This window comes from Microcystis aeruginosa NIES-4325 (genome assembly GCF_008974145.1).
Taxonomy (GTDB): Bacteria; Cyanobacteriota; Cyanobacteriia; order Cyanobacteriales; family Microcystaceae; genus Microcystis; species Microcystis aeruginosa_G.
Genome location: NZ_BJKP01000003.1, coordinates 123,101 through 145,871, shown reverse-complemented (window position 1 = coordinate 145,871; position 22,771 = coordinate 123,101). Strand labels below are relative to the sequence as shown.

The 22,771-nt window shown below is 38.3% G+C and carries 21 protein-coding genes and 1 pseudogene; 20 read left to right on the top strand and 2 right to left on the bottom strand.

Annotation, left to right across the window (positions count from 1 at the left end):
- The first annotated feature begins 217 nt into the window (after nt 1-217).
- From MiAbW_RS02800 to MiAbW_RS02720, 17 genes and pseudogenes are all read left to right on the top strand, one after another.
- Nucleotides 218-1,555 (top strand): flippase, encoded by a 1,338-nt coding sequence (locus MiAbW_RS02800; RefSeq protein ID WP_238707181.1) that lies wholly within the window; start codon nt 218-220, stop codon nt 1,553-1,555.
- A gap of 716 nt (nt 1,556-2,271) precedes the next feature.
- The gene (locus MiAbW_RS02795) at nt 2,272-3,225 is read left to right on the top strand and encodes a polysaccharide pyruvyl transferase family protein (protein WP_151694833.1); all 954 of its coding nucleotides are present in this window, start codon (nt 2,272-2,274) and stop codon (nt 3,223-3,225) included.
- 28 nt (nt 3,226-3,253) lie between these two features.
- The gene (locus MiAbW_RS02790; protein ID WP_151694832.1) at nt 3,254-4,000 is read left to right on the top strand and encodes a TylF/MycF/NovP-related O-methyltransferase; all 747 of its coding nucleotides are present in this window, start codon (nt 3,254-3,256) and stop codon (nt 3,998-4,000) included.
- Nucleotides 3,997-4,821: a class I SAM-dependent methyltransferase gene (locus MiAbW_RS02785; protein WP_151694831.1), complete on the top strand. Its 825-nt coding sequence runs from the start codon at nt 3,997-3,999 to the stop codon at nt 4,819-4,821. Before MiAbW_RS02790 ends, MiAbW_RS02785 begins: the two co-directional genes overlap by 4 nt.
- Before the next feature lie 57 nt (nt 4,822-4,878).
- The gene (locus MiAbW_RS02780) at nt 4,879-5,601 is read left to right on the top strand and encodes an FkbM family methyltransferase (protein WP_151694830.1); all 723 of its coding nucleotides are present in this window, start codon (nt 4,879-4,881) and stop codon (nt 5,599-5,601) included.
- Nucleotides 5,598-6,869: a glycosyltransferase family 4 protein gene (locus MiAbW_RS02775; protein WP_151694829.1), complete on the top strand. Its 1,272-nt coding sequence runs from the start codon at nt 5,598-5,600 to the stop codon at nt 6,867-6,869. The genes MiAbW_RS02780 and MiAbW_RS02775 overlap by 4 nt, the downstream gene beginning before the upstream one ends.
- A 100-nt stretch (nt 6,870-6,969) precedes the next feature.
- Nucleotides 6,970-7,245 (top strand): annotated as a pseudogene (locus MiAbW_RS02770) (Uma2 family endonuclease); the annotation flags it as partial.
- A 97-nt stretch (nt 7,246-7,342) separates the two neighbouring features.
- Nucleotides 7,343-7,636, top strand: coding sequence for a hypothetical protein (locus tag MiAbW_RS02765; RefSeq protein WP_151694828.1), 294 nt, complete (start codon nt 7,343-7,345; stop codon nt 7,634-7,636).
- On the top strand, nt 7,633-8,073 hold the full coding sequence (locus tag MiAbW_RS02760; protein ID WP_052275598.1) for a PIN domain-containing protein: 441 nt from the start codon (nt 7,633-7,635) through the stop codon (nt 8,071-8,073). The genes MiAbW_RS02765 and MiAbW_RS02760 overlap by 4 nt, the downstream gene beginning before the upstream one ends.
- Before the next feature lie 116 nt (nt 8,074-8,189).
- Nucleotides 8,190-8,906, top strand: a complete 717-nt coding sequence (locus tag MiAbW_RS02755; protein ID WP_151694827.1) for a Uma2 family endonuclease — start codon at nt 8,190-8,192, stop codon at nt 8,904-8,906.
- Nucleotides 8,907-9,168: 262 nt separating this feature from the next.
- Nucleotides 9,169-10,101 (top strand): class I SAM-dependent methyltransferase, encoded by a 933-nt coding sequence (locus tag MiAbW_RS02750; protein ID WP_151694826.1) that lies wholly within the window; start codon nt 9,169-9,171, stop codon nt 10,099-10,101.
- A 310-nt stretch (nt 10,102-10,411) separates the two neighbouring features.
- On the top strand, nt 10,412-11,920 hold the full coding sequence (locus MiAbW_RS02745; RefSeq protein ID WP_151694825.1) for an O-antigen ligase family protein: 1,509 nt from the start codon (nt 10,412-10,414) through the stop codon (nt 11,918-11,920).
- 49 nt (nt 11,921-11,969) lie between these two features.
- Nucleotides 11,970-12,791 (top strand): glycosyltransferase, encoded by an 822-nt coding sequence (locus tag MiAbW_RS02740; protein WP_149977729.1) that lies wholly within the window; start codon nt 11,970-11,972, stop codon nt 12,789-12,791.
- A gap of 154 nt (nt 12,792-12,945) precedes the next feature.
- Nucleotides 12,946-14,025 (top strand): glycosyltransferase, encoded by a 1,080-nt coding sequence (locus MiAbW_RS02735; RefSeq protein ID WP_149977728.1) that lies wholly within the window; start codon nt 12,946-12,948, stop codon nt 14,023-14,025.
- 188 nt (nt 14,026-14,213) lie between these two features.
- The gene (locus MiAbW_RS02730) at nt 14,214-14,519 is read left to right on the top strand and encodes a glycosyltransferase (protein WP_103112724.1); all 306 of its coding nucleotides are present in this window, start codon (nt 14,214-14,216) and stop codon (nt 14,517-14,519) included.
- Between the two features lie 383 nt (nt 14,520-14,902).
- Nucleotides 14,903-16,129, top strand: a complete 1,227-nt coding sequence (locus MiAbW_RS02725; RefSeq protein ID WP_151694824.1) for a glycosyltransferase family 4 protein — start codon at nt 14,903-14,905, stop codon at nt 16,127-16,129.
- A gap of 40 nt (nt 16,130-16,169) precedes the next feature.
- Nucleotides 16,170-17,150, top strand: a complete 981-nt coding sequence (locus MiAbW_RS02720; RefSeq protein WP_151694823.1) for an NAD-dependent epimerase/dehydratase family protein — start codon at nt 16,170-16,172, stop codon at nt 17,148-17,150.
- A 624-nt stretch (nt 17,151-17,774) separates the two neighbouring features.
- On the opposite strand, the gene MiAbW_RS02715 is transcribed toward MiAbW_RS02720, so the two are convergent.
- Nucleotides 17,775-19,055, bottom strand: coding sequence for an HhoA/HhoB/HtrA family serine endopeptidase (locus MiAbW_RS02715; protein WP_151694822.1), 1,281 nt, complete (start codon nt 19,053-19,055; stop codon nt 17,775-17,777).
- Nucleotides 19,056-19,384: 329 nt separating this feature from the next.
- On the bottom strand, nt 19,385-20,152 hold the full coding sequence (locus tag MiAbW_RS02710) for a DUF6816 family protein (RefSeq protein WP_151694821.1): 768 nt from the start codon (nt 20,150-20,152) through the stop codon (nt 19,385-19,387).
- Between the two features lie 35 nt (nt 20,153-20,187).
- Between MiAbW_RS02710 and era the strand changes: the two genes are divergently transcribed.
- From era to rsmD, 3 genes are all read left to right on the top strand, one after another.
- Entirely contained in the window at nt 20,188-21,144 is a 957-nt protein-coding gene (gene era, locus MiAbW_RS02705) for a GTPase Era (RefSeq protein ID WP_151694820.1), read from the top strand.
- 115 nt (nt 21,145-21,259) lie between these two features.
- A complete protein-coding gene (locus tag MiAbW_RS02700) occupies nt 21,260-21,937 on the top strand; it encodes a uracil-DNA glycosylase family protein (RefSeq protein WP_151694819.1) in 678 nt (225 codons plus the stop codon).
- A 3-nt stretch (nt 21,938-21,940) separates the two neighbouring features.
- Nucleotides 21,941-22,486 carry a 16S rRNA (guanine(966)-N(2))-methyltransferase RsmD gene (rsmD, locus tag MiAbW_RS02695; RefSeq protein WP_151694818.1) on the top strand — a complete coding sequence of 182 codons (546 nt, stop codon included), beginning with the start codon at nt 21,941-21,943 and terminating at the stop codon, nt 22,484-22,486.
- Nucleotides 22,487-22,771 lie beyond the last annotated feature (285 nt).

Below are 22,771 nucleotides of genomic sequence, written 5' to 3'. Positions count from 1 at the left end.
TTCTACTCGAACTGTGATCCCTGTCATCCTACTCTGGATCGAAGAATCTAGAGCGGTGTCCTCAAATATCTGAGCTTGCTAGGGATGCTTGGTAGGGATTTGGTCATGGGCTTGCCCTTTCGGTTTCTATAGTGTATATTTAGCTTTTAAACAGCTTGGGACACAGAGCGATATGTTAAGACATAGGGGCTAAATGGGGGCAAAGTGGAGAGCGGTGATGGAAAAACTGAGTCCTGGATTGCGAAATATTCTGGGCAATTTCGGTTGGCTATTTGCCGAGCGTCTGTTGACCATGATAGTGGCGTTTGGGGTAGGGATTTATGTGATTAGGTATCTAGGGGCAGAAAACTTCGGTCAGTTAAGCTACAGTAGCAGTTTTGTTGCTCTTTTTGGTATTATTTCTGGTTTGGGACTGAATGGGATTGTTGTCCGTAATCTTGTCCAAGAAGAAAGGGCAACTCCAGAAATTTTGGGAACATCCTTTCTGTTGAAGCTAATGGCTAGTTGCGCCACGATTATTCTAATTGGTGGAGCGAATTGGTGGTTTAATAGCCAATCCGACACCCGTTTTATGGTTTTGGTGATTGCCTTTGGTTTATTGTTTAGTGCCTTTGATGTCATTGAATTTTGGTTTCAATCACAGGTACGTTCAGGAATTGTAGCTGTTGTTGCAATTGTCCAATTGATTCTGAGTTCTCTGGTTAAAGTTTTATTCATTGCTTTTCATCTGCCTCTTATGGCTTTTGTTTGGTTACTTCTAGTCGATCAGTTTATTAAAATGCTTGGAATAATCTGGGTTTATTATCAGCAAAATCAATCTTTGCTGCAATGGCGATTCAATTGGTCAAAAGGGACAGAGATGTTAACAGATTCCTGGACTTTAATGCTTGCAGGTGTAATGGTTACTATTTATATGAAGATCGATCAAGTAATGTTAGGCAATATGGCTAGTATAGAAGCAGTTGGCAACTATTCAGTAGCGGTAAGATTTTCAGAAATTTGGTATTTTATTCCCATGGCTGTCTGTTCTTCAGTTTTTCCTGCCATCATGCGAGCTAAACAGCGCAGTAAAAGTGAATATTATGCCAGACTGCAACAGCTTTACGATATAATGGCTTGGATAGCAATTTTGATTGCAGTTTCTATGAACTTTTTTTCTCTCCCTTTGATAGTAAACTTGTTGGGTCAAGAGTATGCTGAAGCTGGTAGGATTTTAGCATGGCACATTTGGGCGGGACCCTTTGTCTTTTTGGGTATTGCTCGTGGTAAATGGTTGCTGGCGGAAAATATGAATCAGTTTAATTTCTTGACCACTACCTTAGGTGCTGTAGTTAATATCTTACTTAATTTTTTGCTTATTCCTTCTTATGGTGGTGTGGGTGCGGCAATAGCAACAACTATTTCTCTGTCCTTAGCCTATTATGTTTCCATGTTATTGTATCCAGCAACGTTTGAGATGGGGTTAATGTTGACCCGGGCTTTATTTATACCTTTCCGTTATCAGCAAAATCTAATTTATATGCGCCAGTTTAAAAAAATACTCTATTCCAGATGATACTAATAGTATATTTAATGAGTAATATACAAATTTGTCAGTAAACCTTAAATCGATTTGATATTCAACAACTGTTTAGTGAGGATTTTGTGGCTTCGATAATCTTCAAGAGATGTCCGCCGGGAGAGACAAAAATAACTTGACAACTGTAATGCAATCAACTACCATATTAACCACAAATTTTTCTACTATGGGCGAACTTCAACTAAAAACGCCAATGGCGTTTTTGATTTTCAATCGATCATATACGACGGAAAAGGTGTTTGAAGTCATCCGTCAGGCTAAACCACCTTGATTATTAGTCGTTGCCTATGGCCTTCGTCCAGATAGAGCCGATAATATTGAGAAGTGTAAGGCAGTTCGTGCTATTATCGAAAGCGTGAAGTGAAATTGTCAGGTATTGAGGAATTATGCTAAATGTAGATTTAGTAGGATGTGGTCAACGTCCAGTCACGGGGATTACATGAGTTTTTGAACAAATTGAGAAAGCTATTATTCTCGAAAAAATTACCACTTTTCTGACCATCGCAGAATTGGCCAACCTAACTACAACTTCCCTTGAATTTACTCTCAAAATCAATCCTTCTGTTGTTGATAAAGAATATTTTGACAAGTTAATGAAAACTTAAAGTTTACTAAGAATATCATGACAAAAACTAAATTTCTTGACCAACAAAAGTTAAGACTTAAAATTGTGTTAAAAAACATTTAATAAAATGACTAATTTCAAATATGTAGCTCTTCTAGACCCATCAATCTGTAGTCCAAATCTTGGCGATCAAATTATTGTAGATTCGGTGCAAAAAATATTAGATGATATATTTCAAAATTTGTTCTTGATAAAAATTCAAACTCAAGATGTTCTATCTAAAACCTCTTACAGGTATCTAGAAAATAGTGATATTAAAATTATTGGAGGGACAAATTTGCTATCCTCTAATATGAATTACTACAATCAATGGAAAATTAATTTATGGGACAGCTTATTTATTAGGGATGTAATTTTGATGGGGGTGGGGTGGTGGCAATACCAAAACAAGCCTAATTTATACACCAAGATATTGTATCATAGGGTTCTCCATAAAGGCTATTTGCATTCCGTGAGAGATAATTATACAAAAAGACAGTTAGAATCTATAGGGATCAACAATGTAGTTAATACTGCTTGTCCAACTATGTGGTCATTAACTGATGAACACTGTGAAGATATTCCTAAAAGGAAATCAGATTCTGTCTTAGTCACATTTACAGAATATAACCAAAATCAAGAATATGATTCTAATTTAATTGAACTCCTAAGAGAAAAATATAGTAATATTTATTTTTGGACTCAGCAGCCAAAAGACTACAAGTATATGTATAGCATTTATGGAAATAAAGCAATATATGTTCAACCTAGCCTGCAAGCATTAGATCAAGTATTAACTCTCGAACTTGATTACATTGGGACAAGATTACACGCTGGTGTTAGAGCTTTGCAAAACAAAAAGAGAACATTAATTCTGGCGGTAGATAACCGAGCTATAGAAATTTATAAAGATACTAATTTACCTGTAGTATCTAGAAACGATTGGAAAAGTATAACATCTTGGATAGAATCAGCCTATGAAACTCGAATTAGACTTCCTTGGTCTAGCATTAATCAGTGGAAATCTCAATTTCAGTCATAAAACATAAACAAGTATTGGAGAAATTTATATGCCTGAACTAAACATAAAAGAAGTGGTTGCTACATCAAGATCATTATTTTCCAAGATTGATTTCAAAATATTTTGCATGAAAAATCCAGAAATAGCTAGTATCATAGAAGCAATTATTCTACAAAAGTTAAGTTATCTGGAAAAGCAAACTATTTGTGATCTGGTAAAAATAGCCATAAATAATGAAAGGAAAGGGGTAAAGGGAATTATTATTGAAGCTGGTTGTGCTTTAGGTGGTTCTGCTATAGCTATTGCAAGCGCCAAGAGCAAAGAAAGACCTTTGTATGTTTATGATGTCTTTGGAACGATACCTCCACCATCAGAACAAGATGGAATAGATGCTCAGAATCGTTATGAGGTTATAGCAAGTGGTAATTCTAGTGGTATAGGAGGAGAAAAATATTATGGGTATGAAGATGATTTATATACTAGAGTTATACAGTCATTTAAGAAATTTTCAATTGAGCCTCAAGAGAATAACGTTAATTTCATTAAAGGTCTATATCAACATACCTTGAAAATTAATAGTCCCGTCTCATTCGCCCATATTGATTGTGATTGGTATGATTCTGTCATGTGTTGTTTAAGTCGAATCGAGCCTTATTTATCTCGTGGTGGAACTTTAGTAATAGATGATTACTATTACTATTCAGGCTGTAAAAAAGCAGTAGATTTATATTTTCGGAACAAAAAGAATGATTATAAATTCTATAGAAAAAATCGTTTACACATTGTAAAAATATGAGATTATTAAATTTTGGCTGTGGCTCCACCTTTCATCCTGCTTGGGTGAATATTGATATAGCGTCATCTTCACCGGAAGTTAGAGAATATGATATTCGTAAAAACTTGCCCTACCCAGATGCTGAATTTGATGCCTGTTATAGTTCCCATGTCTTAGAACACTTTCAACAAGATGAGGCAAGAAAACTGCTGACTGAATGTTACCGAATTCTCAAATGTAAGGGTATAATAAGAGTCGTTGTCCCTGATCTCGAAGCAATAGCTAGAGAATATTTGTCCACTTTAGAAAAAGTCGATTCAGGTATTAAAGAAGCGGAACCTGACTATGACTGGATGATGCTGGAACTTTATGATCAAACTGTTCGCAGTGTTGGCGGAGGCAAAATGAGAGATTTTCTGCTAAACCCCAGTATTAATAATAAGGATTTCGTGCGTTATCGAATTGGTGCGGAAGCGGAAAAGTTTTGGGAAATTCAAGCTCATCAAAAGTCCATGAGGGAGAGAATAATGGCTAAGAGTACCGCTTGGTTTTTACAGAAACTGAGAATTATCATAGCTAAATATCTAGTAGCACTTGTGGCAGGAAATGAAGCTAAAAAATCTTTTGAAGAGGGTATATTTCGGAATTCAGGGGAAATTCATCTTTGGATGTATGATCGCTATTCCTTAAAGCGGCTGCTGGAGCAAGTGGGATTTATTGATGTGCGTATTTGTCGTGCTGATGATAGTAGAATACCAGATTTTAATAGTTACGGTTTAGATATGATAGAGGGCAAAATTCGCAAACCAGACTCTTTATTTATGGAGGCGATGAAACCCTAGAAATAAATACACTAAATTAAACTTCAAAACATTGATAAATTTTACAAGAACTAAAAGATGACAAAAAATATCGTTAAAAAACTATTCAGAAAACTGGGATTGGAAGTCAAGAGATATAATCTTAATACTTCACAAGTGGCTCTGATGGAAAGGTTATTGGAATATCATCAGATAGAGCTAATCTTTGACGTGGGTGCTAACTGTGGACAGTATGCTAGTTTTCTGCGAGACTGTGGTTATCAAGGCAAAATAGTATCCTTTGAACCTTTATCCAGTGCTTACTCCCAATTACTTACTCTTAGCAAGGAAGATAACTTGTGGGAAATTGCTCCTCGCTGCGCTTTGGGAAACCAAGAAGGTGAAATCACCATTAATATTGCTGGGAATAGTCAAAGTAGCTCCGTATTGTCGATGTTGGATTCTCATCTGCAAGCGGCTCCTGAATCAGCTTATTGTGGTTCCGAAGTAGTACAATTAAGACGGCTAGATACTTTAGCTAAAGACTACGTTACAGAGGGTACTAAATCAATATTTTTGAAGATAGATGTGCAGGGATTTGAAAAGCAAGTTATTGAAGGTGCTGTTCAGATTCTTCCTTTAGTTAAAGGGATTCAAATAGAAATGTCTTTAGTGCCACTATATGACCAGCAAATACTCTTTGAAGATATGCTAGAGTTTATGAGAGAAATTGGCTACGAGCTATATACGATTATTCCGAACTTTGCTGATAAACAGACTGGAAGACTATTACAAATCGACGGGATATTTTTTAAGTCATGAAAGTATGTTTACTAAGTAATTCTGATGGTCGGGGAGGTGCCTATGCAGCCGTTTATCGTTTACATCAAGGCTTGCGGGAAACTGGTACAGATTCGACTCTGTTAGTTGGTGATAAAACTCGTGATGACTATACTGTTTTATCGCCGGCAAATAAATTAATGAAGGGGTGGACAAAGCTAATACCTGGGGTTGATCACTTGCCCTTGTCATTATATTCTCAAAGAGAGAGAACACCTTATTCTATCCAATGGCTTCCCGATCGCCTTGTTTCTAGAGTAGCCCAAATTAGTCCAGATATTATTAACTTACACTGGATTAATGCCGGGTTTTTACAAATTGAAACCCTAGCCAAATTTAAGCAACCTCTTGTTTGGACGGCTCACGATATGTGGCCTTTTACGGGTGGTTGTCATTATAGTGGAGAATGTGATCGCTATACCCAATCCTGTGGTCATTGTCCTCAATTAAAAAGTCAGCAAGATGGGGATATTTCTCGTTGGGTTTGGTGGCGAAAATCTCAAGCTTGGAAAAATCTAAATCTGACTATTGTTACCCCCAGTCAATGGTTAGCAGATTGTGCTAGAAATAGTTCTCTATTTCGGGATTTACGGATAGAAGTAATTGCCAATGGCTTAGATATTCAAAGGTATAAACCAATCGAGAAAAAAATTGCTCGCCATCTCTTAGGATTACCCCAAGATAAACAGCTTATTCTCTTTGGTGCTATGACGGCAACAAGCGATAACCGAAAAGGATTTCATCTGCTGCTACCTGCCATAAAAAAACTCAGTCAGTGGGAAATATGGCAGCATAAATTAGAGTTAGTGGTCTTCGGTGCTTCTGAACCAGTTAATCCGCCTGATTTTGGCTTGAAAACCCATTATTTAGGCAGATTAAATGATGATATTTCCCTAGCTTTAGTCTATGCCGCCGCCGATATTTTTGTTGCTCCCTCAATCGAGGATAATCTTCCCAATACAGTCATGGAAGCTCTCGCCTGTGCCACTCCCTCTGTGGCCTTTAAAATTGGTGGAATGCCTGATCTGATCGAACATCAAGAGAATGGTTATCTGGCTCACCCCTTCGAGGTGGAAGACTTAGCAAGCGGAATTAATTGGGTATTAGAAGATACAGAAAGGTATAACAAATTGTGTATTCAGGCAAGGCAAAAAGTGGAGCAAGAATTTACTTTAGAGTTACAGGCAGAAAAATATTTAGAGTTATACAGTGATATCTTGAGCAAGAGCAATAATACATTTAGGCTATAATGACCATAATATTTTGCCCCTGTCTGAATTCTAGCGGCTAGATATTTTCCCTAGTGCTAGAGGAAAAATCCCCATAAGTCTAGTCACCAGCGTAGCTACCATGACTTCAACCATTGCCCCTTCTCGACTTTCACTGCCCACCCAAGATGAATTGCCCTGCGATGACGGCGTTCCCATGGAAACCCAACGACATAAACTCCAGATGGATATCCTCATTGATGCCTTGTTCCCCTGGTTAGCGGCGAGGGAAGATGGCTATGTGGGGGGCAATATGTTCGTTTATTTCAGTGCCGCACAGTTAAAAAGCGAGGAATTTCGCGGTCCTGATTTTTTTGCTGTCCTGGGAGTTCCCAAAGCGGAAAGAAAAAGTTGGGTGACTACTCTATGGTAAAACATGAGCAAATTTATTTGTTGATATCCCTTCTCAAATAGTGCTACACTGTGTACACAGTATGAACACAACGAGAGAGACTATGGATAAGCATGACATTGAGAAAATTGGGGTGCGAGAATTTCGGAGCGAACTCCCTAAATACATATACGGTGAGACTCCCGTTGAGGTACTACGTCACGGTCATACTGTTGGGTTCTATTTCCCGGTTAAACAGGGGAGTAAAAGCGCAGATATCGCTGCCTTACAAGCGGTGGCCGCTCAATTTGAGTACCTGTTAAGTCAAAAGGGAATTTCCGAAGACGATATTGTTCGTGAGTTTCGTCAGATGCGTGAAGCGGACAGAGCGAATCAGAGAAAGGATTTGGACAAGTGAGACTCAAATTCGTCGTTCTTGACGCTAATATCATCATAAGAAGTGTATTTGGGGTGAAGGTGGCGAGGTTGATGCAATCTGTCGGCGACAACGCTTGTTTTCTAACTCCCGATGTCTGTCTTGATGATGCACAAGAATACATTCCTAAAATAGCGGCTTCCAAGGGACTTGATCTGGCACTTGTTAGAGAAGGATTCGGCCGCGTGTCGAACATTGTAGAGGTTGTGCCAGCTTCGCTCTATAGTCAACATCAATCAGAGGCCATAAAACGCATAAAACAAAGAGATCTTGATGACTGGCCGATTTTAGCAACCGCCCTTCTTTTTAACTGCCCGATCTGGACGGAAGATCAAGATTTCTTTGGAACAGGGGTTCCAACTTGGACATCAGATAGAGTCCACTTATATTTCCATTCAGAAGAGAAGAATGAGCAATAATACATTTAGGCTATAATTGCCGTGATGTTTTGCCCCTGTCTGAATTCTAGCCGCCAGACATTTTCCCTAGTGCTAGAGGAAAAATCCCCATAAGTCTAGTCACCAGGGTAACTCCGATGACTTCAACTATTGCCCCTTCTCGACTTTCACTGCCTACCCAAGATGAATTGCCCTGCGATGACGGCGTTCCTATGGAAACCCAACGACATAAACTCCAGATGGATATACTCATAGATACCTTGTTACCCTGGTTAGCTGCTAGGGAAGATGGCTATGTAGGCGGCAATATGTTCGTTTATTTCAGTGCCGCACAGTTAAAAAACGAGGAATTTCGCGGGCCTGATTTCTTTGCTGTCCTGGGGGTTCCCAAAGCGGAAAGAAAAAGTTGGGTGGTTTGGCAAGAGGGGAAAGCTCCCGATGTGGTTATCGAACTCCTTTCTGAAAGTACCGCTCAACAGGATAAAACTGAAAAGAAAGCCATCTATCAAGACCGTTTGCGAGTGCCAGAATATTTCTGGTACGATCTCTTCAATCCTGAAGACTGGGCAGGTTTTACCCTCAGAGACGGCAACTACGAGCCATTATCTCTAGAGATGGGAGAAAGATTTTTCAGTCAAAGGCTAGGGTTAACTTTGGGACGCTGGCAAGGAGAGTATAAGGGAGTTGAGGCAGTTTGGCTGCGTTGGGCGACTTTTGCTGGCGATTTACTGCCCACGGAGTCGGAGCTAACCGAACAGGAAAGAATGCGGGCCCAACAGGAAAGGATGCGGGCTGAGGATTTAGAAGCATTGCTTCAACGCTATCGAGAGCGTTTTGGAGATTTGCCAGAATAAATCTAGATATTAGCTGATGAAAAATTTTCTTTACAAAAAGTTGATCATCAGGTATAATCTAGCAAATTATGCCCATTGAATCCGGTCTTGAACTGGTCGGTTAATTAAATTGCCCATTATGATTGATACCCTGCCCTAGAAGTATTTTATCAAGATTTAATAGGAGGCAACCAGCTAGTAATATTTTGATCGAGAATACCAGTTCCCAGTTAGCTTTGACGACAAAACATGACAGTAAATATTAGTAGTGTAAAGGTTGACAATGTTGAAAAAATTACTTAACCGTATGCAAACCGAACAGGGTAGAAAAAATATTAAATTTGCCCTAGCTAGGAAAATATTCAATCCCCTCTTAAGAAATATTGGCTACACCCTAATTACTGACCATTTTTATCAGCCGATACCTAACCGTCAGGAAATTATGACATACGCGGGCAAAGAAAGGCCTCTTAGCTCAATTGAATGGCATCTAGACAAGCAAACTGAACTGGTTAAATATTTACTAGAAAAATATGCTTTAGAATTTAACAATAAAGAAATTTTTTCAGCGTTTGGTTATTCCGAAGATAGTTCTGGTCTCATTAGTGGTGATGCGGAAGTCCTCTATGCTATGGTCAGAGAAAAAAAACCTAATCGGGTAATTGAAATTGGCTCAGGTGGTAGCACTAAGATTATCGCCGCAGCTTTAAGAATGAATTTTATAGAAAATTCCCAAAAATCACAACTGATCTCGATCGAGCCTTATCCTCAAGATTTTTTAAAAGACTTTGCTAATGTTAGTAAAGATTTTCTAGAATTTAGTTTGCTTACCCAGAAAGTAGAAGCCGTAGATTTGTCTGTTTTTGAATCCCTGCAAACCAATGATATTCTGTTCGTTGATTCTAGTCATGTATTTAAGTCTGGTAGTGATGTGGAGTTTGAATTTCTCCAAGTTTATCCCCGTTTAGAAACAGGAGTCTTAGTTCACATTCACGATATATTTTTTCCCTATGATTATCCCATCGAATGGAATCTCAAAGAATCACGATACTGGAACGAGCAATACTTTTTAGAGACCTTTCTGCAATTTAACAAAAAGTTTGAAGTTTTGGCATCCTTATCTATGCTATCTTATTATAAGAATTCTGTGTTTCTTGAGAGTATCAATGCTTATCATGAAGATCGATTACCCGGTTCTTTCTGGATGATTGCTTGAAGATTACTCGCCTGAATCGGGTCTTGAACTGGTTAGTTAATTAAATTGCCGGCTCTTCTCGACTTTGTGTGATAATTTTTGCTTATAGAACGCAAAATGCTTACCGGACAAGACTTTTAAGACTATTTTGCGGAAGAAACTATTAGTATAGATTTCGTTTCCACACAGAAACCAGAAGAGCCAATTGCCTGTAATTAGCCACAGTAGGAAGCGGGGATTATTGAGAATAAAGTAACCCTTAAGCCCTAGATAGATAGGACAAAATCTGTTAACACTAATTTAAAAGTTCCAGTTGTCACTGTCGATAAATATGAGAAACGAAACCAAATTGTTAGAAGGCTGGCTTATTAGATTGGCAATCTACCTTTTGCCTCTTGTTAGCCTGGGAGTTCATGAAGCAGGGTTTGGATTTATAGAGCCAGCACTTGTTCCAATTTTGATAGTATTTATTCTATCGATATTTTTGCGAGGATTTCAGTTTAAACGAGCCTTTGGGAAAAGCACATATATAAATCTTATTATATTTTTCTTTTCATTGATTATCATATCAACATTTTTAAGTTTTATTACGGATAATTTTTACAGTACCAGAAAGTCTTTAGGAGTTTTAATGTCGCTTCTAATTCTATTTTCTGTTTATTATACTGTATCATGGGTAACAACAAATCCTGCTACTTCAAAAATATTAGCCCAAGACTTTGTGAGGGTATCTGTATTTATTTGCTCTATGGTTGTTTTACAATTTTTCATAGTTTCCTTTACTGGTAGGGATTATGTAGCTGGTATCCTAGCTTCTATAGCTCGGCTTCTCCCCTATTCAGTGAGGGTTGCTGCGGCGGATGAGGATTATTCTCTGTCTTTAGGGGGAGGACGGCATTCAGGAGTACTTACTGAACCTGGAGATATAGGAATTTATGCTATGCCAGCCTTCGCAATTATTAGCCAGATGCTATTGTCAGGATATTTCAAAAAAAACAAGAGGATTTTTGCTACTATCTCCTTGATTATTATTGTAACTTCTGTCACCTTAACTCAGTCAGTAACAAATATATTTGCTCTCTCTTTACTGATAGCTTATTTTATTTTTATTAATCGAAAATGGCGAATTAGAAAATTTTCAAAACAAAGTTTAATACAATTATGTTTAACTAAAGTTATTCCTTTGTTTGCAATTATATTCTTTTTGGTGATTGTTATGTTTACCTATAAAGAGGATATTAATCAATTTAGTCCAACTATTGGATCTAGACTTGATGAATTAGAACTTTTCTGGAGTTCGGGAAAATTTATCGATCCTTTTGCTTTAAAAGATAGTGAAATCACAAATATAAGTGTGGGGTCTATTTTAAACAGTTATAGTACCACAATCTATGCTTTACAAAAAAATCCTTTGCTAGGAATTGGCTTAGGTAATTTTGCTTATGCTTTTCAGGAGGCTGCGCCTTTAAAAGCAGGCATTTTAGCTCGTCTAAACCAACATGACGGCTATTCTATGCTATCCCGACTAATCGTTGAAACTGGGTTAGCAGGACTCATAATCTTTATCTATATCTTTGGCAGTAGAGCAAGTCAAATCAGAGACCTTATAGCTGAAAGCAAACTCACTGCGAATCCTTACCTAAGAAATGTTTATGAGCATTGGGCTAAACTTGGCGTAGCAATCTCTTTAGGTGCTATGGCAGAATTAGCATTTGTAATGCTCAACCGTCCTAGTTACTGGAATATTGTCTTGCCTTTGCTATTTGGGATTTGTTTTAAATCAAACTTTTTTGCTTTCATTAGGGAAAGGGAAGGAATGGAAATGAAACGATTTGACTAGATTTACTTAATTAGGGTACAATGTCTAAAGTTATTTTCTAGGATAACCAATGAGCCAAATAAGCGAGATTAGTTATGTGATTCCAACATTGAATAGTGCGGCTACACTGGATATGACCTTGCTCTCTTTACGATCGCAGAAAGACGTAGATGTTAATATCATCGTAGTAGACAGCGGCTCAACCGATGGTACTCTAGAGATATGTAAACGCTGGAATGTCAAAACTTTGTACGCTGAACCGGGCAATATGTATCGAGCAATTAACACTGGGCTACGGGAATGTTATACGGAATGGCTGGGCTACATTAATTCCGATGATTGGTTATATCCAGATAGCGTGAATCGACTAACGACTTTTGGAAAAGATACCAAAGCAGATATAGTCTATGGAAGTTGTGACTATACTGATGGTTATGGTCGTTTCGTCTATTCTATGTCCGCCGCTAGACCCGAGCAGTTGCTTTCACTGTTCCGAATCGGTATATTTGGCTTTGCTCAACCAGCAGCGATTTTCCGGAATAGAGTTTACCAAAAGCTCAAGGGGTTTAAAGAAGATTATTCTTTGAGTTCGGATGCGGATTTTTACCTGAGAGCTTTGTTATCGAATTTAAAATTTTCTCGGTTTTCTGGTGAAAGTATAAGTTGTTTTCGGATTCATGAAAACCAATTGACGAATAAGAAAAGAGAAGCTATGGAAGCTGAAAGACAGCAAATTTATTCACCCATTCAACCTGCTCAATTACAGGACTGGGTTGTATTCACACAATGGAGATTAAATAACTTGCCTCATTACATAATGAGATTTTTAAGACAATCTTTGTTGGCGGGGAAGATGAAGATAACTAAGTCTACAGATATTTATGTAAATTAATATTTTTCGTGAATTAACCAGTAGCAAATTACCCAATAAAATTAACTTAATTTTCAGGCAGTTTAAAGCAATTATGCAGATTAAATTTTATTTTGCCAATTCACCCCTGCCTTATTCCTCAAACATAGCCTAAGCGGAGCCAAGACCAATCAAGATGAACAAACAACTCATGATTCATGGTACTAATATCAGTGGACTAGGGGCTTGTCAGGTAGTTAAATCCTTAATTACTTCCTTAATAAAGCAATTTAAAGCTCAAAAAATTGAACTCTATTTGCCTTTGAAAGATTCTATGTTTGAGCCAGGGGAACCAGGGGAATTAGATTCAATAAAAGTACATAGATTAAAGCGATTTTTACCGAATAGCTTATCTCGTGTCAGTGAAAGTCTTTTATCTCCATTGTACTTTAAAAAAACAGAGCGATCACTAATTTTGGGCGATCTTCCCCTCAGAGGCTTTGACAACCAAGTTGTTTTAGTCCATCAACCGAATTTAATTTCTCCTAAGATTAACCCTTATTCGGGGCGCAATATTAAATATAGAATTGCTCGCTGGATATTTAAAAGCAATCTAAAATTTGTCAAACATATAGTTGTACAAACAGGAGTAATGAAAGAGCAGATTATTGCTTCATATCCTGAGTTGACTGACAGAGTCACAATCATCCCTCAGCCTGCTCCTGTCTGGTTTAATAGAAGAATGATTAATAGGAAACTTCAAGAAGATTCCATTACTTTATTTTATCCTGCCAACAATTATCCTCACAAAAACTTTAAAATATTTGAAGCTATGAATGATTTTGTTAATCAAATAGAATTTCCTGTACAAGTAATCGTAACATTAAATTCTACAGAAATATCGCCAAGTATTGCCAAGTTGAATTGGCTTAAGTGTGTTGGTAGATTAACCCCAGAAGAATGTTTAAAGCAATATGAGCAAGTTACAGCCTTATTTTTTCCTTCATTGTTGGAAAGCTATGGATTACCATTAGTTGAAGCAATGATAGCAGGTTTACCAATTATTTGTTCTGATCTTCCCTATGCTCGTTGGCTATGTGAAGAGCAAGCTATTTACTTCGATCCCCTGAGTGCTAAATCAGCTTGTGAAGCAATCGAAGAGTTGCACCGTAGAATGGCTGATAAATGGCAAGTTAACTGGAAACAAGCTTTAGCAAAAATTCCTAATAGTTGGGATGAAGTTGCGAATAAATTTATCGATTTACTGTGTCAATAATACGCTGAATTGATGAAAGCCAGACGGGGCAAGCAATTCAGACTAAAAAATCTATCTGCACACAAAATCCTTGCCCCGTCTGGCTTTTTGGGAATCTAGCACAATATGTCCTGTAGAACCGAATTGCTAAAATTTTATGCTATAATGAGGTTCTGATTAAACAGCCAACCTGCCATTACTTATTAACAATGAAGGTATCGATCATTACTTTTGTTTACAATAATCAGGCAACTATTGCCTATGCAATTAGTTCTGTCTTAAGCCAAGACTACCCAGATATTGAATATATTGTAATTGATGGTGCTTCTACTGACAGTACCATAGAAATTATTCAGTCTTATAGTGAAAAGATAGCCAAATTTATTTCCGAACCAGATCAAGGGATTTATGATGCCATGAATAAAGGTTTAAACCTAGCAACTGGAGATATTATTGGCATTCTCAATTCAGACGATTTTTACGCAAATAATCAGGCGATTTTGAAAGTTTTCTGAATGCTGTCGAGTCACTATTATCTAATCAGTCTAGACGAATGGAACTCATGAAAAATGCAAAATTTAGACAGCAAAATTACTTTACTTGGGAAATAGCCGCAAAAAAAACGTTAGACGTTTATCAAGGGTTATTTTATTGACAAAATAGTATCTTCTAGAGTAGTTATGATATATTAGCAGAAAATAATCCACGCAAGCCTTGCTAAGTAAGGATAACCATAATTCAAAAAAGCAATTTTAATAAAAAAAGCTTTTTGCTTTGTTGGATTCCATGCTATTTAAGGGTTTAGGCTCATTTAAACTACTAATTTGCTATAACCAGTCTAGGAGAGCCACAAAATACTTTGACAACTATTAATGTAGTTTAGCATTTAATTTAAATCATGAGCAGAATCATCATACTGACAGAACTATACTTTCCTGAACAAACCTCCACAGGATACTTACTGACGAAAACTGCTGAAGGACTAGCGAAAGAATATAAAGTTAAGGTCATCACTGGTCCAGCAACAAACTTCTTTTTAGCAGAGAAATCGCCTCCACAGGAAACCATTAACAATGTCGATGTTATTCGCTGTGTAGGAACAACTTTTAATAAGGATTATTTTTGGGGCAGAATATTAAATATCCTGACTCGGACTATAGCAATTTTTTTGAAATGCTTGATTTTGTGCAAGCAAGAAGATTGCTTATTAGTAGTTACCAATCCTCCCCTTTTACCCCTTGTTGCTTTACTAATCAAATGGTTAAAGAATTGCCGTTATGTTTTGCTAGTTCATGATGTTTACCCAGAGGCACTAATAGCAACTCAACTGGTGTCTTCATCATCTTGGCTAGTTAAGTTACTGAATATCGTTAATAAAATAGTTTATGAAAATTCTATAAAAATTATCTCTCTGGGCAGAGATATGAATCAATTAATTGCTAGTAAGTTGTCAGAAAAAAAATTAGAAAAAATTGCTCTTATTCCTAACTGGTCTGACGATGAGATAGAACCTGCGGACAGGCTGAATAATTCTCTCTTAGAAAAACTAAATGTTGGTGATCGATTTATAGTTCTTTATTCTGGTAATATAGGTAGAACCCATGGTATAGAATACCTTGCTCAAGCAGCGGAAAAACTAATAAATTATCAAAATATTCACTTTATAGTCATTGGCTATGGTGCTAAAAAAGATTGGTTAGTTGAATATACAGCAACTAAAAATCTAGAAAATATCAGCCTTATATCTTTTCTACCCCGTTCCGAGCTAATCACCTCTCTTAATGCTTGTGACATCGCTTTTATTGGATTTGTCCCAGGAATGACTGGTGTATCGGTTCCTTGTCGGATGTATAATCAAATGGCTGCTGGTAAACCGATTATTGCAATCACCGATGATTCGTCTGAACTAGCTCAGGTTGTTCAAGAAGAAAATATTGGCTGGGTAGTTGCACCAGGAAATCTTGATAAATTAGTGGAAACTATTGAATTTGCCGCATCTCATCCTGATATATGTAAACAAATGGGCGACAGAGCTGCTGTAATATCTAAAACTAAATATAATTTTGATCTTGCTGATCAGAAATATAAACAACTTTTCCGAGATATTTTTGCTCAAACAACTTAATAAAGATTAAAACAAACCATGTTAACTGTATTGATTTTTTATGCAAAAACTTCTAATTACTGGCGCAACAGGCTTTATCGGTAGCTATCTTCTACCAATTTTATCTCAGCATCAATTCCAGATTACTGCGGCAGTACGAAAGAATTTGTCTCAGTCCTTATCTATCCCAATTAAAACTATCAAAGTTGGCAATATCGATGAAAAAACTAATTGGCAAGAGGCACTACAGGGAATTGATATAGTCATCCATCTAGCGGCCCGCGCTCATATTATCAACGAAACTATTCCCAATCCAGAAGCGGAGTTTATTAAGGTTAATACTCAAGGTACAGCTAACTTAGTTCAACAATCAATTCAAGCAGGAGTTAAACACTTTATTTTTATCAGTTCTATCGGTGCGATGACAACTCAAAGCGATAGGATACTCACAGAAAACTCTCCTTGTCATCCCGATAGTCCCTATGGTCGTAGTAAACTGCAAGCAGAACAAGCTTTAATTAACCTTGCCAAAGATAGTAACATTACTTGGACGATCCTTCGTCCTACTCTAGTTTACGGGCCAGGTAATCCCGGTAATATGGAGCGCTTGATGAAACTAATTAAACGGGGATTACCCTTACCTTTTGGTGCGATCAAAAATCGCCGTAGTTTTGTCTTTGTGGGTAACTTAGTTGCTGCCATTATTACCTGTTTAGATCATCCTAATGCCGCTAATCAAATCTTTTTAATTAGCGATAACCAAGCTGTTTCTACTCCCCAATTAATTCGACTCATTGCTCAACAAATTCAACAACCCTGTCAATTGCTGCCCGTCCCCACTACCCTACTTAGATTCTTAGGTTATCTGGGTGATAGCATAGAATCCATCACAGGGAAAAACCTACCTTTTAACAGCTATAATATCGAACGCTTGCTTGGTTCTCTTGCCGTTGACTCTAGCTATATTCAAAAAACCCTGAATTGGCAACCTCCCTTTACTTTAGAGCAAGGATTAGCCCAAACAATTCAGCCAGAAAATTAGTGATAAGCTCAGATAGGGACAATAAGCAATAGGACAAAATTAACTTCTTGATTAAGATAGGCAAAAGCAAAAAAGGCAAGAGGTGGTTAGATATGTTGAGCCATAATTCTGCACTATGCTATCTCTTGGTATCTTTATTGTCTTTCTACAGCAATTTCAATTAAAACACTCTCTAAATAAACATCATATTCTAGATTTGTTGTAAATCACTGAATTCTTGGAATCACTTTTAAAGCGTTTCTCATCAAGATGAAGTATATAGCGTTTCCTGTTTGCAAGAGGTACATTACTGGTGATTAAAAGCTTAATCAACGAAGGTTTAACTGTGCCACATAGGTGTGAGAAACGCTATAAACTGACAAGGCATCTTCTTCTGTCTCCCCAAAAGGAAAACTTAGTAACTCACCATTAAGATAACTGCTATAATACTAAATCCGTTGAGTATAGGCTACATATCAGGAGAGGCAATAGGCAATAGGCAAAAGGGGGAATAAATAATCAGTCTTTAATAACCAGATTTAGTATAACTATTAGATTTAGGAGCCAAAAGTAAAACTAGAAATATAGAGAGCTTACTAACAAGCTCTCTATAAAGTTTCGGTCTTTTCCCACTTATCTTCCAGACTAGGATCTGTTAGCAGTATTCAAGCTACCCACTTGAATATTCAGATTAATTTTTTGTCCTTCCCGGCTAATTTCTACGGGTAAATTATCACCGATTTGAGTATTAGCAACAATTTCCTGAACCGCATCGGGATCGGTGACATTCTTACCACCTACAGACTTTAACACATCACCCGATCGCAATCCTGCTTCTGCGGCAGGAGAATCTCTCATCACCCGCACTAACAAGACACCAGAATCATCGGGGATAGTCCAATTATCAGCCATGGGACTATCGGCTAATTGTTCTTTTACCTCCGGAGTTAACTGCACCATTTGAACACCGAGATAGGGATGTTCCACCTTACCCGTGGCGATTAATTGTTCGGCGATTCTTTGGGCAGTTTTAATCGGAATAGCAAAACCTAAACCCTGGGCATTTTGAATGATAGCGGTGTTAACTCCGATGACTTCTCCCTGAGCATTTAACAAAGGTCCGCCGGAGTTTCCGGGGTTAATTGCCGCATCGGTTTGCAGGAAATCCACCCGTTTATCACTAGCACCAATTTGGGAGCCATTGCGTTCCTTGGCGCTAATAATCCCCGTGGTGACAGTGTTATCTAATCCCAAAGGATTACCGATAGCAATTGCCCATTCTCCCACCTGTAAACTATCAGAATTACCTAATTTAACCGTGGGTAAATTGCTCGCTTCTACCTGTACCACTGCCACATCAGTCAAAGGATCACTACCTAAAACCTTGCCATCAATAGTGCGACCATCTTTGAGGGTGACAGTGACCTTATCTGCTCCCTCGACAACGTGAGCATTGGTGATAATTTTACCGTCATTACTGATAATAAACCCGGAACCTGTACCTCTTTGAACTTGTTTTTCTCCTCGCTCTGGTATTTGAGAACCGAAGAAGCGACGGAAAACAGGATCGTTAGCAAATTCCGAAAAATCACTGCCTCCATTAACTTCCCTAGAAGCATTAATTCTTACCACCGCCGGCCCCACTTCTTCCACCACAGAAGCGACAAAATTGGTAGGAATAACCAGAGACGAGGGAGCGGCAGCCGCTGGTGTGGAGGGGCGAGGATTAGTGGCAGCGGGGGCAATATTTTGGGCTAATTCTAGAGGATTTTGACTGTAGGCGTAGGTGGCACCGATACCTAACCCGGCACCCAAAACCAGTAAAGAGGAATAGGCAAAAAGTTTTTTCATCGCAGAAGATTTGGAGGGTTTGGGATTACCTGCGTTGATAGGGGAAATATTATCGTTAAAAATATTGCGAGTCATAGTTTTTATTGTTTAACCATTCTGAGAAGGGAATAAAAGTCAGTCCTAATAATCGTGGGTGTGAGAGGAGTGTTTCGGAAAACGGCTGAGGACTGACTATCTCTAATCTAGGCGGGGGATATGAACTTACTGTGACGCAGACATGAACTTTTGATTACAAGCTCATTATTCTATTTCAGGAGTCAGAAGTCAGAAGTCAGCTTGTATTTATTCTCCCCTTCTCCCCAATCCCCCACTGATTACTGATCACTGAAAAGCTCCCCCTATACTTTTTCAACAGGATGGGGAAAGACTGCGCCAGTTTCAGCAGGGTTTAACCAGTGGTGATATTAATCTTTCAGCAATTCTAGGCGATAACGATACAAAGCCACAGGACGATTCGGCACTTGGAAATAATCAGGGGATTGGGGGGAAAGATAAATGGCTGTCACCTGATCGCCTAGAATTTTATTAGGAGATAATAACTGATAGGCTGTGGTGGTTTCCACCTCATTAAGATAAGTATTGGTTTCTCCCCGGAAAATTTGTTGACTGATTTCTGTGGCAATAAATTGATTTTGGCTAGGAGTTTCGCTATTTCTGGCAATTACGGTGGAAATTAGTTGATGAGCGCCCCGTAAAAAGGTAATCTGACGATTGGGATTATTAGGATCAGTTTTTACGGATAATACCGATTGATTACCTAAGTAGGCGCGACTAATTGCTAAACCATTAAAGGAGCGATCGGCCACAATTGATGGTTTACTGATAATGGTGGATAAAAAGGCAGCATTTATCGGTCTGGAAATAGCTTTCTCGATGAATCTCACCGGAAACTCGATCGATTTTTCTAGGTAACGACGATTACTTTCAAAACCTGGTGTGATAATCTGGGGAGCAAGAGGAGCGGTTAAATCGATTAGGGTACTGGTGACAGTCCAATTGCCTACCATCCAATCGGGATAAACTAAATCTCCGCTGGCAAAACTAACCACTGGTTTAGTCATCCAGCGAGGATAATTAGTTAAGCGATCGCTTAAATTTCCCGCTATAGACAATTCTAAATGGTTACTACAGCCTAAAATCAATACTAACAAGAACAAAATTATCCTTTGCATGGGTAAAAATATTTTTTAAGTAATATTCTTTAATTATGAACGATTTGATCAACTCCCAAGCCGTTAATCTCGATTCGGCAGTAATTCCCATCGCACCCACTGGTTTTAAATCTGGTTTTATTGGCATTATTGGTCGTCCTAATGTGGGCAAATCCACCCTGATGAATCAATTAGTGGGACAAAAAATCGCCATTACTTCCCCCATCGCTCAAACTACCCGCAACCGTTTGCGCGGCATTGTCACCGACGAGCGCTCCCAGATGATTTTTGTCGATACCCCCGGCATTCACAAGCCCCATCACGAATTAGGCAAAGTTTTAGTTAAAAATGCCGAAAACGCCATAAATTCTGTAGATTTAGTTTTATTTGTTGTCGATAGTAGTAATTTTTTGGGCAATGGCGATCACTATATTGCCGATTTACTGACTAAAAACCAAACTCCCACGATTTTAGGGCTAAATAAAGCCGATCAGCAACCAGAAGACCGGGAGCCTATCGACGACAGTTATCGCACCTTAGCGGCGGAAAATAACTGGCCTCTGCTCAAATTTTCGGCACTGGAGGGGACGGGAATCGCAGAACTGCAAAATCTGTTAATTGATTCCCTCGAAGTCGGTCCCTATTACTATCCCCCCGATTTAGTCACCGATCAGCCGGAAAGGTTTATTATGGGCGAATTAATCCGTGAACAGATTTTACTGCAAACCCGTCAGGAAATTCCCCATTCTGTGGCGGTGGTGATTGAACGCGTCGAGGAAACTCCCGCTTTAACCAAGGTTTTTGCCGCCATCAATGTGGAACGAGATTCCCAAAAAGGGATCGTCATCGGTAAAAATGGCAGTATGTTAAAAGCGATCGGCTCTTCCGCTCGATCGGCTATTCAAAAGTTAATCGCTGGGGAGGTATATTTAAAATTATTTGTGAAGGTAGAACCGAAATGGCGACAATCTCGCTCACTTTTAGCAGAATTTGGATATCGCACCGAGGAGTGAATTGGGGTGTAGGGTGTAGGGAGAAGGAAGAATAAATAAAAATAATCTCCTGAAGACTGATAATTTTCATTTTTGTAGTAGAATAAAGAGCCACTAATAACTGATTTCTGGAATAATGGCCGACATTAAAACCCTAATTAAACAGGTACACCAAGAGGCAAAAAAAGAGGATTTTCCCATCGATACCCTAATTTACCATGAGGCACAAAAAGACCCCTTTGAACCAGTTTTGTATGCTGGTAATCTTGCTAGTCAGTTATGCTTTTTTGGCCGGGATTTAGGACGAGATGAAGTATATGCAGGACAACCTTTGATCGGGGCGGCCGGTAGAATGGTAAGAGAGGGATTTTTTCAAGCTTGGCAGGGGAGAAAATCCCATGATCGTCAAGAGCTATTATCGGTGTGCGATCGAATTTTCCTAACTAATACAGTTCCTTACAAACCCCCGGGTAATAAAGCTTATTCTGGGGAAGTAAAAGATCGTTTTCGTCCATTTATAGAAAAACTGCTCGTTTTTTATTGGCAAGGTGATCATATCATTCCCCTTGGCACGGAAGCTTTTAAATGGTTTGAACCCTATGGTAAACCCAAAGAAGTAGATAAATTCTATCTTGATAAAGAACGCTTTACCAAAAAACTGGTAGTTACCCTTACCGCTACCGATGAACAGGGATTAAAACAGCAAAAGAAAGTAACTTTATTGCCTCTCCCCCATCCTTCTCCTCTCAATCAAAGATACTATGCCCTTTTTCCCGATTTATTACAAAAAAGATTAACTGAATTTGCCTTTTAACTAATGAGAATTTACGGCAATCGTCCCATAAAAACCCTAGCAGGACAATTAACCCGTCCGACGACAGCAAGGGTGCGAGAAGCTTTATTTAATATCTGGCAACAGAAATTATCCGGCTGTCGTTGGTTGGATCTTTGTGCGGGTAATGGTTCCATGGGTGCGGAAGCTTTATGTCGAGGTGCGAGTCTAGTAATCGGAATTGAACAATCAGGACGCGCTGGCGAAATTATCAAGGAAAATTGGCGCAATTTAGCAACTTCTCACCAGCAATTCCAAGTAATTCGGGGGGATGTGGTAATAAAGTTAGCCACTTTAGCGGGGAAAAGTTTTGATTTAATTTATTTTGATCCTCCCTACGAAAGCGGGTTATATTTACCGGTATTAACTGCCATCTCTCAATCTAATTTATTAGATTCCCTAGGGGAAATTGCCGTGGAACACAATCCCAAATCTTGGCCAGCAATTAATCTAGAAGGTTTAACTATTTGTCGTCAAAAACGCTACGGCAATACTACCTTAACTTTTTATCAAAAAGCATATGAATTATGAATTATGAAGTGGGGAGAAGGGAGAATAAATAAAAATAATCTCCTGCCGACTGCCGAAAATAGTCAATTTTATTGGGCAGTCCGGAAAAAATTATTATTTCTCAACAAAATCACATAATTTGTCACTTTTCTTGACAATCATCCTGAGTAAAGCGAGAAACTTTCTGACAACCGCAGTTAATCGCCCCCTGTTTAAGCTATTTAAACGTAAATTATGATTTATTTCGATAAAATTCCGCAAAAAAAGGCTATAGCCTCCTAAAAAACTTAAATCCCTTCTCCTAGT